A 16,497-nucleotide genomic window follows, 5' to 3' on the forward strand; every position below is an offset into this window, starting at 1 on the left:
CGATTTCGGCGGACCCAGGGGCCAGGCCTGACGCGCCGTGCCCACTGCGCGAACCATTGACATCCCATCCCGGCGTAGAGAAGCTCCATCACGCCCGTGTTAACGCTAACACCGGGCCGACACACACCTGGGGGAGCCACCCATGTCAGGTAGTCGTCACCGCCTCCATCCCGCGCCAGGCACCCCGCTCGACCGCCGCACCCTCCTCGCCGCGGCCGCCGCCGGAGCGCTCGCCACGGCCTGCGGGACCGCGAGCGGCCAGCCTCCCGGCAAGGTCGCCGTGCTCGGTGACAGCGCCGCCTGGGAGAAGCCGATGGCCGCGGCGGGGGCCGCGATGAAGAAGGTGGCGGGCCTGCGGCTCGTGCCGGAGGTCAATCCGTCCCTTGAGTCGTTCGAGCAGGTCGTCAAGTCATCGCTGCGCACCAGCAAGACGCCGGACATGCTCAAGTACTGGTCGGGCTACCGGCTCCAGGACCTCGCCCGCACCGGCGGCATCGTCGATCTGACCCGGCAGTGGGACAGCGCCGTCGCGAAGGGGTGGGTCGACGCCTCCTTACGGGACGCGTTCACCTATCGGGGCCGGGTCCACGCCCTGCCGATGAACCTCGCGTACTGGGTGTTCTTCTACAACATCGAGGTGTTCGAGGAGCACCGCCTCCAAGTCCCCGAGACCTGGGGCGACTTCCTCGCCGTCAGTGCGCGGCTCAAGAAGAGCGGGATCACCCCGCTGCACGGCTCGGCGGCCGACCGCTGGCCCGCCTTCATCTGGTTCCAGGAGGTCCTCAGCCGCCAGGACCCGCAGTTCTACGAGGACTTGATGAACGGCCGGGAGCGATACACCGACCCGCGCGCCGAACGCGCCCTGCGCACCCTGGAGTCCTTCTTCGACAAGGACTGGTTCACCTCCATGGACATGAGCCACGCAGACGCCGCCGCCGCGCTCGTCCACGGCAAGGTCGGGATGGTGCCCTGCGGCACCTGGCTCGGCTCGACGCTGGTGGGCGCGGGCGGAAGGCCCGGCAAGAACCTCGGTGCCTTCGTGCTGCCCATGGCGGACCCGAAGGCCCGGCCCTGCGTCATCTTCGAGTCCAGCGCCCTCGTCTCCACCGTCAAAGGGCCCGACCGGGCAGAGGCGCTGGAGGCGGCAGGCCACTGGCTGGAGCCCGCCGTCATGAAGGCCTTCTCGCACAGCCTCCAGGACGGCTGCCCCAACCCGAAGGTGGAGCCCCCGAACCCGATGATCGCCGGGCTCGCGAAGAAGGTCCGCGGCGACAGGCTCTGGCTGCTCAACCGCTTCTGGGAGCAGGGCCCGCCCGAACTGGTCGAGGCGACCGTCGACGATCTCGCCGGATTCCTGCTGAACCCGTCATCGGCCCGCGGGACGCTGCGGACCATGCAGGACCGCGCGGACGAGGCATGGCAGGTATGGCGGGAGGCGGAGGAGACATGACCGAGATCGTGACCCCCGCCCAGCGGGCCGCGAAGCCCGTGCGCGTGCGCCGCCGCGTCCCGACCCGCACCCCGCACCAGGCCACCCGCGCCGCCCGCGGCAACGGCCGACTCGGCGGACCGCTCGCCGCCCTGCCCTGGGCGCTGCCCGCCTTCGCCTTCGTCGGCGTACTCCTCGTCTATCCGTTCTTCCGCAGCGTCTACGACAGCTTCTTCGAGGACAACGGCTTCACCAGCAGCTTCACCGGCTTCGACAACTACGCGCGCCTCGCCGACGACCCGATCTTCGGCCGGTCGCTGCTCAACACCCTGATGTGGGTGGCGGGGACCCTGCTGCTGCCCGTCCTCGCCGGTCTTCTCATCGCCGTCGCCACGCACCGGACGCGGTTCGGCGGCATCGCCCAGCTGGTGATCGTGCTGCCGTACGCGATCTCCGCCGCGGCCACCGCCGTCCTGTGGAACTTCATGCTGACCTCCGACGGCGCGGTCAATCAGGTGCTTCGCGGGGTCGGCCTCGACTCGTGGGCGCAGACCTGGCTCCTGGAGTGGCCGCAGAACACGCTCTCGATGATCGTCGCCAGTACGTGGCAGGCCACCGGGCTCAATGTCGTCCTCTTCGCGATCGGACTCCGTGCCATCCCTCAAGACACCGTCGAAGCCGCCCAGTTGGACGGGGCGAGCGGCTGGCGGATGTTCCGGTACATCACGCTGCCCCAGCTGCGGGCCGTGACGGTCGTCGTGGTCGGGATGGCCGTCGTGAACAGCCTCAAGGCGTTCGACATGATCTGGATCCTCACCAAGGGCGGCCCGTCGCGCTCCTCCGAGACCCTCGCCCTGAGCATGTACCGCGAGGCGTTCCGGCTCTTCCACATCGGCTACGGATCGGCGATCGCCCTCGTCCTGTCGGTGATCGTCGTCGCCTCCTCCTGGATGTACCTGCGCCGCCAGATGCCCGAGGCCGACGCCCGTGCCGCCACCGCCAAGGCCTGAGGAGGCACCTGATGGGTCGCACCGTGCGCCATCTCTTCATCGCCGGATGCGTGCTGCTCTGGCTGATCCCGCTCTACCTCCTCGTGGTCAACGCGCTGACGCCCGCCGCCGATTACACGGGCAAGCCCGACTGGACCGTCCAGGGCTTCGACCTCGTCGAGAACCTCAGGACCGCCTGGAACGTGGCGGGGATCGGCGACAGCTTCCAGGCCTCGCTGCTCTACGCCGTGGTGTGCGGACTCGCCGCGGTGCTCATCGCGGCCATGGCGGCGTTCGCCGTCGTGGTCCTGCCGATCCCCAGGCCCGCCTTCTGGTTCTGGCTGATCTACTCCGGCACGCTCTTCCCGCTGCAGATGTTCCTCGCCCCGCTCTTCGGCCTGTACGCGGACGCCGATCTCTACGACACGAGGCTCGGGCTCATGCTGATCTACGCGGCGTGGGCGGTGCCGTTCGCCTTCTTCCTGATCCGCAATCAGATGACCACCATGCCTCCCGAATTGACCGAGGCGGCGCTCATCGACGGTGCGTCCTTCCGGCGGATCTTCTGGCGCATCCACGTACCGCTCATGAAGGCGGGGCTCGCCGCGGCCTTCATCTTCCAGTTCACGGCCGTCTGGAACGACCTGCTCCTGGGCATCACGCTCAGCCGCAGCCCCGACGTCCAGCCGGTGATGGCCGCCCTGACCACCCTCAACAACGCCTACTCCTCGACGGGACCGCCCGTCATCCTGGCCGGCGCGCTCATCGTCTCCGCGCCCACGCTCCTCCTCTTCCTGGTGTTCCGCGGCCTGTTCCTGCGCGGCGTCACCGCATCCGCCCGCTGACCACCGACCCGACCACCCTCCGGGAGTCAACCGCATGACGACACGGGCCCTCGTCCGCACCACCGACTGGGACAACGACCGGATACGCGACAGCCTGCGCTCCTCCGTCGTCACCGCGGAGGGAAGCCTCGGCGGCAGCGCGCTGCGGCTCACGGAGGAACCGCTCCTGCGCAGGGCGGCGGACGGCGACGGCCTCACGCAGTCGCTGCGGATCGAAGCGGTCAACGGGTCCGTCCTGCCTGCCGAGTTCACCGTCCGCACCGAGTCAGGGACCGCGCTGCCCGTCGAGCGGCTCCCCGGGCCCGGCGGCTCCGTACGCCTCATGGTGCCCGCCGTCGATACCGAGACCCGCCTCACCGTCTGCCTGCCGGACGCGGGCGAGGGCGCAGAGGGCATCGAGGTACGCCTCACCCCGCAGCGCCGGTGGACCCTCCACCTGATCCACCACTCCCACCTCGACATCGGCTACACCGACCCCCAGGGCCACGTCCTTGCCGAACACCTCTCCTTCCTCGACTCCTGCCTGGAGCTGACCCGGGCCACCGACGACCGGCCCGCCGAGTCCCGATTCCGGTGGTGCGTCGAGTCGTTGTGGTCGTTCCAGCAGTGGGCGGACGCCCGGCCCGCCGAGCAGGTCGATGAGTTCGTACGCCGTGTGCGCGAAGGACGCATCGAGCTGACCGCCCTGCCGTTCAACCTGCACACCGAGACCTGCTCCACGGACGAACTGCACGAACTGCTCCGCCTCGCCCACGACGTGCGCGACCGGCACGGCGTCACGTTCACCTCCGCCATGCAGACCGACGTGCCGGGCGCGGTCGTCGGCCTGGTCGACGCCCTGTCCGCCGCCGGGGTCAAGTACCTCTCCGTCGCGCACAATTGGGCAGGCCGCTCCGTGCCCCATCTGGTCGGTGGCGAGAAGCTGCCCCGGCTCTTCCGCTGGCGCGCCCCCAGCGGCAACAGCGTCCTCGTCTGGGTCACCGACACCCCGCACGGCCTCGCCTACATGGAAGGCCCGCTGCTCGGCTTCGACACGGACTACCGGGACGTCGACGACCTGCTGCCCGCCTATCTGACCTCCCTCGCCACCAACCCGTACCCCTACCGCGGCGGCATCTTCGGCTGGGCCATGGACCAGGCCGAGATCAAGCGCGAGCCCTACCCCTGGGACGTGCTCCATCTGCGCGTCCAGGGCAAGTTCGGCGACAACGCGCCGCCCCGCCGCATCATCGCCGACACCGTCCGCCGCTGGAACGAGACCTGGGCCCACCCCCAGCTGCGGCTCTCGCGCAACGAGGACTTCTTCACCGACGCCGAGGCCAGGATCGGCGACGCGATACAGACCTTCGAGGGCGACTGGACCGACTGGTGGGTCGACGGAGTCGGTTCCGGTGCGCGGCCGCTCTCCCTGGCCCGTACCGCCCAGTCCGTGGTCGCCGACGCCCAGACCATCGGCACGTTCGCAGGCATCCTCGGCGCCACGGGGGCCGAGGAGGACAGTGCGGACGCCGCCGGGGTCTACGAGGCGGTGTCGCTCTTCGACGAGCACACCTGGGGCGCCGGCGACCCGTGGACCCACGGCGACGAGGGCGGCCACTGTGGTGAACACCAGTGGCACTGGAAGTACGGGCAGGCGATGCGCGCCCACGACGACGGGAACGCGCTCCTGAGCAGGGCGAGCGCCCGGCTCGGGCAGCGGCTCGCGGCGACGCCGGGCGCCATGGCGACGTACCACGTGATCAACACCTGCTCCTGGCCGCGCACGGACGTCGTACGGATCTTCCTGCCGGAGAGCAGCGTGCCGCTGGAGCAGCCGGTGGCCGTGCTCGACGCCCGCGAGGGACGGCGGCTCGCCCACGAGGAGCAGCCGCAGACCAATGACGACCACCGGGACGCAGGACGTTTCCTGGTGGTGCGCGTGGACGAGGTGCCGCCCGCGGGATCGGTGCGCCTGGACATCACGGCCGACGCCTCGCGCACCGCCGAGCGGTCTGCGGCCACGGTCGTGAAGGCCGCCACCGGCTGGAACCCCACCGGGGGCACCGAAAGGGAGGACCCGGCGCGGACCGCCGCCGCGGCGCTCGCCCGCCCCGAACCCACGCTCCTGGAGAACGAACACCTCGCCGTCCGCGTGGACCTGGCGCACGCCTGCATCGCCTCCGTCGTCGACAAGGCGACAGGGCGCGAACTCGTCCGCCCCGACGCGACCGTCGGCTTCAACGGCTACATCCACGACAGCTACACCACCGCCGGAGCCTTCAACCACAACTCCAGCCGCACGACGGCCTCCGACCGCCTCGAACACCTCGGCAACCGCGCCGTCGCCCCGCCCGCCGCGCTCATCGCCCGTACTTCCACCGCGATCGCCGAGTCGATCACCTACGAGACCCGCCCGGCCGGGGCCAACCGGCTGCGCACGACCCTCACCCTGCCCGTGGGCGTGCCCCGCCTCGACATCGAGAACCGCATCGACAAGGACGCGACGCTGCGCAAGGAGAGCGCCTACTTCGCGTTCCCCTTCGCCTTCGACGAGCCGGTCGTCCGGATGGAGGCATCCGGCGGCCTCACCGGCACCTCCCTGCCCGTGGTGCCGGGTTCGGCGCTGCACATGCGGGCCGTACGCCGCTGGGTGACCCTCGCCGACGACGGACTCGCGGTGGCCTGGTCCACGCAGGACGCGCCGCTGGTGCAGTTCGGCAACATCGCGCTGCCGTACGCGCCGTTCCCGAAGACGATGGGGCACGACGAGCCCGCCACCGTCTTCTCCTGGATCCACAACAACCTGTGGGACACCAACTTCCCCAGTGAGCAGGGCTTCGAGTTCACCTACCGCTACAGCCTGGCCTGCGGCCCCACCGCCGACGGACTCGGCCCCCGGACCGCCGCGGCCTGGAGCCGCCCGCTGCGGGCCGTGCGGGCCAGGGGAGCGGAGGGCGGCGGCGAGGCGTCGCTCTCCTTCGCCGACCTCGGGGACGCGCGGGTCCGCCTGGTCGGGGTCACGGCGCCGGGGCCGGGCGAGGTCCTGCTCCGGCTCCAGTCCTTCGCGCAGGAGCCGGTGGCCTGCCCGGTGCGGGTCCACTTCCCGGTCGCGTCGGCGCACAGCGCGGACTACTTGGGGTCGACCGGCGGCGAACTGCCGCTGTCCGACGGCCTGGTGACCGTCGGCATCCCTGCCCTCGGTACGACGGCGGTGCTGTTCGTACGTCGTCCCTGAATCCCTCGTGAAGAACCACCGCACGCCCGTGAAGCACCACCGCAGCCCGTGAAGAACCACCGCAAGAAGGAGCATGCGTGTACCGGCTCGACCCGCGTTACCCCCCGGCACCGGGGACCGTACTGGCCGACGGCTGGGAGGCCGTCGCCGCCCAACTGCCCTCCGAGCCCGCGGTCGTGGCGGTCGAAGGGCCACCGGCCGCCGACTGGGAGACCATCGCCGCCCGGCTCACCGCCGCCTGCTCCCTGCCCGTACGCAGTCTCGACATCCGTACGCGCTACGCGTCCCCCGCCGTGGTGCGTCGCCGCACCATGAGCGCCCCGGACGCCGACGACCCCTACTACTGCAGGCTCGCGGAGAACCCCCTGTCCGACCTGTTCGACGAACTCCCGCGGGACGACGGCGACCTGGAGGGGCTGCTGCTCGTCTACGGCCCCGGCGCCTCGCTGGTCCTGCACGACGTGCTCTGGTACGCCGATCTGCCCAAGCGGTACGCGGAGTCCGCCGTGGCCTCCGGTGCGGGGGAGAACCTCGGACTGCCCGGTGAGCGGGCCGAGTTGAAGCGGCTCTTCTACGTGGACTGGCCGATGCTCGACCGCCACCGTGACGCGGTCGTCGGCCAGCTGGACGGCTGGGTGGACGTGCAGGACCCCGGGCGGCCCGTGTTCCTCGACGGCCACGGCCTGCGGGAGAGCTACGCCGGTCTCGCGCGTCGCCCCGTTCGCACCAGGCCGTACTTCAACTCCACGCCCTGGGGTGGGCATTGGGGTCAGCGAGCGCTCGGCTTCGGCCCCGGCGCACGCAACACCGCCCTCGGCTACGAACTCATCGCCCCCGAAGCGGGCATCCTCGTCGGACACGGCCCCGATGCCCAGGCGGAGGTGCCCTTCCAGCTCCTGTGCGTCCTGCACCCCGACGAGGTGCTCGGACCCGAGTCGCACGCCCGCTTCGGCACGTCCTTCCCGATCCGCTTCGACTATCTGGACACCGTGGGCGGCGGCAATCTGTCGGTGCACTGCCACCCCAGGGAGCCGTACATGCGCGAGCGGTTCGGCTGGCACTACACGCAGCACGAGACGTACTACATGACCCTCGGCAGCGCGGACACGCGCGTCTACCTCGGCCTGCGCGAGGACGCCGACCTCGCCCTCTTCCGCAAGGAGGTCGAGGAAGCGGCGCGCGACGGGGTGCCGATGGAGCCCGAGGACCACGTCATGACGTTCCCGGCCGAACAGGGCAGGCTCTTCATGATCCCGGCGGGCACCCCGCACGCGAGCGGTGCCGGAAACCTCGTACTGGAGATCAGCGCGACCCCGTACCTCTACAGCCTGCGCTTCTACGACTGGCTGCGACCGGACGCCGACGGCAACCCGCGCCCCCTGCCCTACGAACACGGCCTCGCCAACCTGGACACGGAGCGGCGCGGCGACGCGGTGGCACGCGATCTGGTCCAGGAGCCGTACGTCCTGCGGCGCGGCGACGGCTGGTGCGAGGAACTGCTCGGGGCGCTCGACGAGATGTTCTACGAGGTACGGCGCTACGCGCTCGACGCGGGGGCGGTCGCCGCCGACGACACGGCGGGACGGTTCCACGTCCTGAACGTGGTGGAGGGCGAAGGGGTCACCGTGCTGACCGCGGCGGGCGAGCGGCACGCGCTGTCGTACGCGGAGACGCTCACGGTGCCCGCTGCGGTCGGCGGCTACCGCATCGCATCGCGGGGAGGCCCGGCCAAGGTGGTGAAGGCGCTCGTGCGCGACCGCCGTGCCACGGGAGCGAGCCCCTCGTGAGGGCCGTCCTGGAGATCGGCGGCACCCATGTCACCGCCGCTCTGGTGGACCCGCTGCGCACCCGCGTGAGGCGGCGTGTGAGGCGGCCGCTTGATGCGCGGGGCAAGGCCGAGCACATACTCGGCACGGTCGTGCGCTGTGCCGGGGAGCTCCAGGCGCCCGCCGGTCAGGTGTGGGGCGCAGCCGTGCCGGGACCCTTCGACCACGAGAAGGGGATCGCCCGCTTCGAGGGGGTGGGGAAGTTCGACGACCTGTACGGCATCGATGTGCGCGCGGTGCTCCTCGACGGCGTGTGGCCCAGGCCCGCGGACGTGGTGTTCCTGAACGACGCGCACGCGTTCGCGCTCGGGGAGTGGTGCGCGGGAGCCGCGGCCGGTCATCGGCGCTGTGTCGGGATCACCCTGGGGACGGGGGTGGGGTCGGCGTTCCTCGTGGACGGCGCCGTGTGCCGCGAGGGCCCCGGGGTGCCGCCCGATGGCCGCGTCGACCTGCTGGCCTGGGCAGGCGCCCCGCTGGAGCACTCCGTCTCCCGGCGCGCGATCCTCGCCCGCTACGGCGGCCATGACGTGGATGTGCGGGACATCGCCGTGCGGGCGCGGGAGGGCGAGAGGTGGGCGGGGCAGGTCATCGCCGAGGCCCTCGCGGCCCTCGGCACCGTACTCGCCCCGTGCGTCCGCGACTTCGGCGCGTCGGCGGTCGTCCTCGGCGGCGCCATGGCGCTCTCCTGGGACCTGGTCGGCCCGGCGCTCGGCACCGGCCTCGGGGATACTCCGGTGAGACCGCGCCCCGGCACGCTGGGAGCGGACGCGGCGCTGATCGGAGCGGCGGAGTTTGTGGGGGCTGCCGGGCGGTGAGGCGGTCCCCAGGGAAAGGACACACGTGACGATGCCCGAACCGCGTCCCCCCGTGGACGGCCCGCCCACCCTGCGGGACGTCGCCGAGCGGGTGGGAGTCAGCGCGATGACCGCGTCCAGGGCGCTGCGCGACGACTCGCGCGTGCTCCCCGCCACCCGGGAGCGCATCCGCGCCGCCGCCGCCGAGCTCGGCTACCGGCCCAACGAAGTGGCCCGCAGCCTGCGCCTGGGCCGAGGCACGGGCCTGGTCGGACTCGTCGTCACGAACCTGGCCAACCCCTTCTACTCCCGTCTCGCCCTCGGCGTGGACTCCGTCATCGCGGACGACGGCTTCAAGACCGTCATCGGCAACACCGGCCAGGACCTGGACAGCGAGCGTGAACTCGTCGCCGACCTGGTGGCCCGCCGCGTCGACGGCATCATCGCCGTCCCCGCATCGGCCGATCAGCGCCATCTCGCGGCCGCCGCGGCCGACGGCGTGCCGGTGGTGCTCGCGAGCCGCCCGCCCGAGGGGTTCGAAGCCGACTGCGTCCTGGTCGACGACTTCGGCGGGGCCCTCGCCGCCACCGCTCGGCTGATCACCCGCGGCCACCGCCGGATCGGGTTCCTGGGCTCACCGCCCGCCGTCTACACCGGAACCGAGCGCCTGCGCGGGTACGCGGCGGCCCTCGCCGCCCATGGCCTGCCCTACGACGAACGCTACGTACGACAAGGACAGACCGAACCGCGCGAAGCCCGCCGCGCGGCGGCCGGACTCCTCGCGCTGCCCGAGCCGCCCACCGCGCTGTTCTGCTCCAACAACCGCAACACGATCGGGGCGTTCCGTGCCCTGCGCGCGTCCGGCACCGACACCGCGCTCGCGGGCTTCGACGACTTCGAACTGGCCGACGCGCTCGGCCTGCCGATCACCCTCGTCGCGTACGACAGCGACGAGCTCGGCCGGGTGGCGGGCCGCCTCCTCGCCGACCGCATGCGGGGGAGGGGTTCGGACGCCGGGAAGAAGCCCGAACCCGGTCCCGCGCGACGCATCGTGACACGCACCAGCCTGGTGGAGTACGGGAGTTGAGTGGTGCGGCGGCCGGTCTCAGGTGACCGGTGTGAGGGGCGCGGCCGACGGCCGGGCGCCTGCCGAGCGGCGGCCGAGGACGGGTTCGGCCACCCAGCGCGCGGGACCGCACAGGGTCTGGCCGTGCCGGGCGAAGAGGTCGTCGCGTGAGTCGAAGTGCCCCAGGTCCGCGAGGACATGGGCCGAGAGGTCGCAGGATGCGGCGTCGGCCGCGCAGGCCGTCGCCCCGTCCCAGTCGACCGCCGTCCGGGACAGTGCCTCGAAGAGCGTCTCCGCTCCCTCGTTCGTGAAGCCGCCGGCGCGGCGTTCGCTCAACTCGTCCAGACCGCCGAAGAGTTCGGACACCGGGAGCCAGTAGGCGGTGGTCGCCCCGCCGTGCGCCGCCCCGCCGTGCGCCGGCTCGTCGAAGCGGAACTCCGGCCACGCCAGCAGGACCTGCTCGGGGACGAGCCGTCGAAGGTGCGGGAAGCGCGCGTGCCAGAACGCGCCGTCCACGCGCAGGCCGCGCACCCGGGTGGCGACGCCGGACGCCCGCGCCACGGACTCCAGGATCGCGAGCCGCTGGCTGCACGAGCCCCGGCCGCGCCGCAGCACCTCCGACACCGGCCGCTCGTCGTGCACCGAGTACACCGGCCGCACGGTCGCGGCGATCCGCCCGTGCGCACGGCGCAGGGTGGCCAACTGGTCGGCGGGGCGGGAGGGGCCAGGCAGCGCGGGGGATCCGGACGCGGCGGCCTCGACGCTCCGGAGTAGTTCGGCGACGCGCGGGTGGCGCCAGTCGAGTATCCGCGTCGGCGCCGTGCTCCCTGCCGCATCCGCCCGTGGGCGCGGTGGCTTCACGCCTGGCCGTCCGGAGCCGGTTCCGCCTCGGCGCCCGCGCGGCGGCGTTGGCGCGAAGCCCGCAGGTTCGCGGCGTTTCCGCAGCCGCGCGTGGAGTGCCAGACGCCGCTGTTGTTGCGGGAGCGGTCGTAGAACGCCGTGGCGCAGCGTTCGTTGCGGCAGATCTTCAGGCGCCGCCACTCTCCGGTGGTCTGGGCGAGCAGTGCCTCGCACAGCACGGCGGAGGTGAGCCAGCGCCAGCCCTCGCCCTCGGGCTCGGTGGTCAGGGCGGCGTCGCCGTGCAGATTGACCTGGAGGGCGCATGAGGTGAAGCGCGCGGTCTCGCCGCTCGTCGTGCCGCACCGTGAGAGCAGGGCCCGGCGCAGCTGTTCGCGCAGCTGCCGCAGCTTGGGCAGGTCCTCTTCGGTGAGCGTGAGCCGCACCGCCGTGCGTCCCGTCGCCTCGGCCCAGGCGGGAAGCGCCACGGAGACCCAGTCCTGCGCGGCGGCCACGTCCCCGAGGAGATCGGCATCGGGTCCGCCGCCGGAGGGCGCGGTGTTCAGGATGTCCTGCACCAGCCCCAGGCCGCCGGGGACGGCGGTGGGGAAATAGCGCTCGGTGGCAGGCCAGGTCATGCGCATATCGTACGCGACCGCGGGCGACAGCAGCGTACGGCCTTAGATGCCGTCGCCGTGCCTGCCGTGCCCGCTGTGCCCACTGGGTCGGCTGGCGCCGCGAGGGCGGTCCCGGCACCTGCCGGGACCGCCCTCGGGTGGCTGTCGCTCAGGCCAGGCTCTTCAGGAGCGACTTGTCGAAGGGCAGCGCGTCACCGAGGCGGTTCTCCAGGGCCTTGGCCGCCCACTCCGGGTCGGCGATGAGGGCGCGCCCCACCGCCACCAGGTCGAACTCGTCCCGCTCCATGCGGTCGATGAGCGGGTCGATGCCGGTGGACGCGGACGGCGCGGCCCAGCCCTTCGGGCCGATGAACTCCTGGTCGAGGCCGACCGAGCCCACGGTGATCACCGGCTTGCCGGACACCTTCTTGACCCAGCCCGCGAGGTTGAGGTCGCTGCCCTCGAACTCCGGGATCCAGTAGCGGCGGGTGGAGGCGTGCAGTACGTCGACGCCCGCGTTCACCAGCGGCGTGAGCAGGCGCTCCAGCTCCTCGGGGGACTCGGCGAGCTGGGCGTCGTAGCTGCCGGCCTTCCACTGCGAGAGCCGGAAGACGATGGGGAAGTCGGGCGAGACGGCGGCGCGCACGGCCGCGACGATCTCCGCGGCGAAGCGGGTGCGGGACTCGATGTCGCCGCCGTAGCCGTCCGTCCGCCGGTTGGTGCGCTCCCAGAGGAACTGGTCGATCAGGTAGCCGTGCGCACCGTGCAGTTCGACGCCGTCGAAGCCGATGCGCTCGGCGGCCGCCGCGGCGTCGGCGAACGCCCGGATCACGTCGTCGAGGTCGTCGGCCGTCAGCGCGTTGCCCTTGGGCTGTCCGTCGAGGCCGATCGCGGAGGGGCCCGCCGGGGGAGCGGAGGGCACCGGGCCCGTGCCCTCCTCGCGCGTGATGCCGACGTGCCACAGCTGCGGAATGATCTTCCCGCCCGCGGCGTGCACGGCGTCGGCCACCTTGCGCCAGCCTTCGAGGGCGTCGTCGCCATGGAAGCGCGGGACCCGGTCGCTCGTACCGGCCGAGGCGTGATCGACGTACGTCCCCTCGGTGATGATCAGGCCGACACCGGCGGCGGCCCGGCGGGCGTAGTACTCCGCCACGTCCGCGCCCGGCACGCCGCCCGGTGAGAACTCCCTGGTCATCGGTGCCATCACGATGCGGTTGGGCAGGTTGAGGCTGCCGACGCCGAAGGGGCGGTCGAGGGTCTGGGGGGTGCGTGCGGTCTGCGACGCCGAGGTCATGCGTCCTCCTGGCAGGGAACGAGGGGTGCGATCATCCTGCGATCGATGACGTAAGCGTACGCGCTTTACTCCTGTCGCTTGCCGGAGGGCCCCACGGCGGGAACGAACCGCCGGACGGTGGCTTCGGCCGCTGCGGGGCGCGGTCTTCGCGCCCCGCACGAGGCCGGGGGCCCGGAACGAGGCGAGAATGGGGGGATCGGCACAGGCCGTCGCTGTCCACGATCGGAGTCGGTGATGCTGTTCAAGCGCGATGTGCTCGGCGCCATCGCGTCCGGTGAGATCGATCTGGCCTTCCGGCGCTGGCGCAGGCCGGCGGTGCGGCCCGGCACCGAGCTGCGCACCGAGGTCGGCGTCCTGGTGGTCGGCGAGGTGGAGATCGTGCCGGAGTCGGCGGTCACCGACCGCGACGCACGCCGGGCGGGATTCGCCGACCGGGACCGGCTCCTCGCCGACCAGCGGCCGGGCGACGACCGGCGGCTGTACCGCATCGGACTGCGCGTCGCCGGTGACGACCCACGGATCCGGCTGCGGCAGGACACGGACCTGCCCGCCGCCGAACTGGACGAGATCGTCGCGGAGCTCGGCCGCATGGACGCCCGGAGCCGACGGGAGCCGTGGACCGCGCGGATCCTTGAACTGATCCACGCTCAACCAGGCGTGCGCGCGGCCGAGTTGGCTGCCCGGCTCGGCAGGGAGACGCAGCCCTTCAAGGCGGACGTACGCAAGCTCAAGGAGCGCGGCCTCACCGAGTCCCTGGAGACGGGATACCGGCTCTCGCCCCGGGGGCGGCTGGTGCTCGGCCATCTGCGGGACCGAGGCCGACGCTGACGGAACCTCCTTGCGGGCGACGGAAATACGCGGTCGCGTGGGAGAATGCGCCGCGTGGACGGGGGGATCCTCGAGCGGGATCTTGAACTGGCTCGACTGACCGCCGCCGCACGGGAAGCGGCCGACGGGGCGGGTTCGGTGGCGCTCGTCTTCGGTGAGGCGGGGATCGGCAAGTCGAGCCTCGTGAACGCCCTGCCGGGTGCGCTGTCCGCGCAGGCCAGGGTGCTTGTCGGGCAGTGCGACGACCTCGCGACACGGCGCCCGCTCGGACCCTTCCGCGACCTGGTCGGCAGTGTGCGCGCCGAGCTGGCGCAGGCGGTGACCGAGGGCGGCGACCGGCATCGGGTGTACGACGCGCTGCGGGCCGAGCTGGGCGACCCGCCGCACCCGACGGTCCTCGTCGTAGAGGACGTGCACTGGGCTGACGAGGCCTCCCTCGACGCACTGCGGTTCCTGGTACGCCGTGTGGACCGGATGCCCGCGGTCCTTGTGCTGACCTACCGTGACGACGAGTTGAGCCGCGAGCACCCCTTGCGGCACCTCCTGGGCCAGGTGTCGCGTGCGGCGCGCGTGCACCGCGTTCCTCTGCCGCGCCTTTCGCGGAGCGCCGTGCGCACGCTGAGCGCGGCCAGCCGCCTCGACCCCGCCCAGGTGTACGCCGTGACGTCGGGCAATCCCTTCTACGTCGCCGAGGTCGTCGCGGCGGGCGGCACCGGGGACGTGCCGCCGACCGTGGTCGACGCCGTCCTCGCCCGGCTGCGCGGCCTCGGCGACACCGCGCGTGACGCGCTCGAACAGCTCGCCGTGCTGCCGTCGGCGGTCGAGCGGCCCCTGACCGACGCCCTTCTGGCGGACGGCGTATGCCAGTTGACCGCGGCGGAACGGCGCGGGCTGCTCGTCGTGACCCCCGAGCGCGTGGTGTTCCGGCACGAGATCATCCGGCGGGCCATCGCCGACTCGCTGCCCGCCGCGCGGCGGATCGAGCTCAACCGCAAGGTGCTCGCCGTCCTGGTCGCGCAGCCCGGCGCCGACTCCTCGCGCGTCGTCCACCACGCCGCCCAGGCGGGCGACCAGGACGCCATCGCGCGCCACGGACCCGACGCCGCAAGGGACGCGGCCCGCACCGGCGCGCACCGTGAGGCCGCCGCGCAGCTGCGCCTGGTCCTGCGGCAGCGCGGGCGCTACGGCCCGGCCGAACTCGCCGACCTACTGGAGCGGTTCGCCGTGGAGAGCTACACCATCGCCGACTCCCCGGCCGCCGTCAGCGCCCAGCGCGAAGCCGTCGCCCTGCGCCGCTCCCTGGGCGACCTGCGGGCGCTCGGCGCCGATCTGCGCTGGCTGTCCCGGATCCACTGGTGGGCGGGCGACGCGGACGCGGCGCAGGAGGCCGCGAGGGAAGCCATCGACGTACTCGAACAGGCCGGGGACGAGCGGCTGTTGGCGCTCGCGCTCAGCAACACCTCGCAGCTGCGCATGCTCTCCGACCGGTACGCCGAGGCCATCGGGTACGGCGAGCGCGCCATCACGCTGGCCCGGCGCACCGGCGACGCGGCGATCCTCTCGCACGCCCTGAACAACGTGGGCACCGCACGCTGGCGCGGCGGAGACCCGCTGGGGCGCCCGCAGCTGGAGGAGAGCCTGGCGGTCGCGCTGAAGGCCGACGAGGCCGAGCACGCATGCCGCGCCTACGCCAACGTCATCTGGACGCTTCTGGAGAACCTCCGGTTCACGGAGGCGGACCACTTCCTGGCGCCCGCCATGGAGTTCGCGGACCGCACGGAGCATCTGGGGTTCCTGCGCTACCTCCAAGTGGAGCTGGCGCTGCGGCAGTTCGCCGCAGGCAAGTGGGACGAGGCGGAGAAGCACGCCGAGTCCGGTGACGCGCAGGAGTTCCCGCCCGCCCGCTGCCCCGCCCTGACCGTCCTCGCCCGCGTGCGGATCCGGCGCGGCGCCGAGGGCGGCGACGAACTCCTCGCGCGGGCCTGGGAGGTGGCCGCGCGGACCCGGGAGCTCCAGCGCACGGCCCCCGTCGCGGCGGCACGGGCGGAGGCGGCCTGGCTGCGCGGTGACCACGCGGCCGTGATCGACGCCGTCGGCCCCCTGTACGGACAGGCGCGCGGCCTGGCGGCGACGCCGTACCGCGCGGAGCTCGGCCACTGGCTCGTCATGGCGGGGCGCCCCGTCCCCGCCGACGACTCGGACCATCCGTACGCCCTGCAGGCCGCGGGGCAGTGGCGCCTCGCCGCCGAGGCCTGGCGGGCGGCGGGCTGCCCCTACGAACACGCCGCCGCCCTCGCGCAGAGCCCCGCCCCGGCGGACAAGCTCACCGCGCTCGCCGGCCTCGACGCGCTGGGCGCCGAACCCCTGTCCCGGATCGTCCGCGCCGAACTGCGCGCCCTCGGCGTCGCCCGGATCCCGCGCGGCCCGCACGCGGCGACCCGTCGCAACCCCGCGGGCCTCACCGGCCGCCAGCTCCAGGTCGGACGGCTCCTGGCACAGGGCCTGACCAACATCGAGATCGCCGGGCGGCTCTTCCTGTCCGTGCGCACGGTCGACAACCACGTCCGTGCGGTCCTGGAGAAGCTCGGCGCCCGCACCCGGCGCGACGTCGCCGCCCGCGCCGCGCAGCTGGGGGTGGAAATCGGCCGCGAAAAGTAGGCAATCGCCGGACCCGAGCTGGGTGGTGGGCACGGATACCGGTGCGCGCAGGGCGGCACTAGAACGGGCTGATCGGATGCACCGATCCAACGGGGGAGCA

The 16,497-nt window shown here is 72.7% G+C and carries 12 protein-coding genes; 9 read left to right on the top strand and 3 right to left on the bottom strand.

Annotation, left to right across the window (positions count from 1 at the left end):
• Positions 1–142 precede the first annotated feature (142 nt).
• The 7 genes from AC07AG_RS10055 (at position 143) to AC07AG_RS10085 (ending at position 10,184) form a co-directional block, all read left to right on the top strand.
• Positions 143–1,450 (top strand): ABC transporter substrate-binding protein, encoded by a 1,308-nt coding sequence (locus AC07AG_RS10055; RefSeq protein WP_478753627.1) that lies wholly within the window; start codon positions 143–145, stop codon positions 1,448–1,450.
• Positions 1,447–2,439, top strand: a complete 993-nt coding sequence (locus AC07AG_RS10060) for a carbohydrate ABC transporter permease (protein ID WP_478753629.1) — start codon at positions 1,447–1,449, stop codon at positions 2,437–2,439. The genes AC07AG_RS10055 and AC07AG_RS10060 overlap by 4 nt, the downstream gene beginning before the upstream one ends.
• Positions 2,440–2,450: 11 nt before the next feature.
• Complete coding sequence (locus AC07AG_RS10065; protein WP_478753631.1) at positions 2,451–3,263, top strand: carbohydrate ABC transporter permease; 813 nt, start codon at positions 2,451–2,453, stop codon at positions 3,261–3,263.
• A gap of 34 nt (positions 3,264–3,297) precedes the next feature.
• Positions 3,298–6,477 (top strand): glycoside hydrolase family 38 N-terminal domain-containing protein, encoded by a 3,180-nt coding sequence (locus tag AC07AG_RS10070; protein ID WP_478753633.1) that lies wholly within the window; start codon positions 3,298–3,300, stop codon positions 6,475–6,477.
• Positions 6,478–6,554: 77 nt separating this feature from the next.
• Positions 6,555–8,264 carry a class I mannose-6-phosphate isomerase gene (locus AC07AG_RS10075; protein WP_478753635.1) on the top strand — a complete coding sequence of 570 codons (1,710 nt, stop codon included), beginning with the start codon at positions 6,555–6,557 and terminating at the stop codon, positions 8,262–8,264.
• A complete protein-coding gene (locus AC07AG_RS10080) occupies positions 8,261–9,118 on the top strand; it encodes an ROK family protein (protein ID WP_478753637.1) in 858 nt (285 codons plus the stop codon). Before AC07AG_RS10075 ends, AC07AG_RS10080 begins: the two co-directional genes overlap by 4 nt.
• A 31-nt stretch (positions 9,119–9,149) precedes the next feature.
• Positions 9,150–10,184 carry a LacI family DNA-binding transcriptional regulator gene (locus AC07AG_RS10085; RefSeq protein WP_478753639.1) on the top strand — a complete coding sequence of 345 codons (1,035 nt, stop codon included), beginning with the start codon at positions 9,150–9,152 and terminating at the stop codon, positions 10,182–10,184.
• Between the two features lie 18 nt (positions 10,185–10,202).
• Here the strand turns inward: AC07AG_RS10085 and AC07AG_RS10090 are convergent, their stop codons facing one another.
• The 3 genes from AC07AG_RS10090 to AC07AG_RS10100 all read right to left on the bottom strand — a co-directional run bounded on the left by AC07AG_RS10090 (position 10,203) and on the right by AC07AG_RS10100 (position 12,911).
• Positions 10,203–11,024, bottom strand: a complete 822-nt coding sequence (locus AC07AG_RS10090; RefSeq protein ID WP_478753641.1) for a transglutaminase domain-containing protein — start codon at positions 11,022–11,024, stop codon at positions 10,203–10,205.
• On the bottom strand, positions 11,021–11,638 hold the full coding sequence (locus tag AC07AG_RS10095) for a CGNR zinc finger domain-containing protein (RefSeq protein WP_478753643.1): 618 nt from the start codon (positions 11,636–11,638) through the stop codon (positions 11,021–11,023). Before AC07AG_RS10095 ends, AC07AG_RS10090 begins: the two co-directional genes overlap by 4 nt.
• Positions 11,639–11,786: 148 nt before the next feature.
• Positions 11,787–12,911, bottom strand: coding sequence for an NADH:flavin oxidoreductase (locus AC07AG_RS10100; protein WP_478753645.1), 1,125 nt, complete (start codon positions 12,909–12,911; stop codon positions 11,787–11,789).
• Positions 12,912–13,145: 234 nt separating this feature from the next.
• Between AC07AG_RS10100 and AC07AG_RS10105 the strand changes: the two genes are divergently transcribed.
• Both AC07AG_RS10105 and AC07AG_RS10110 read left to right on the top strand, forming a co-directional pair.
• Entirely contained in the window at positions 13,146–13,739 is a 594-nt protein-coding gene (locus tag AC07AG_RS10105; RefSeq protein WP_478753647.1) for a hypothetical protein, read from the top strand.
• Positions 13,740–13,793: 54 nt separating this feature from the next.
• Complete coding sequence (locus tag AC07AG_RS10110; RefSeq protein WP_478753649.1) at positions 13,794–16,397, top strand: ATP-binding protein; 2,604 nt, start codon at positions 13,794–13,796, stop codon at positions 16,395–16,397.
• Positions 16,398–16,497 lie beyond the last annotated feature (100 nt).

The sequence above is a fragment of the Streptomyces sp. NPDC044044 genome (assembly GCF_056434405.1).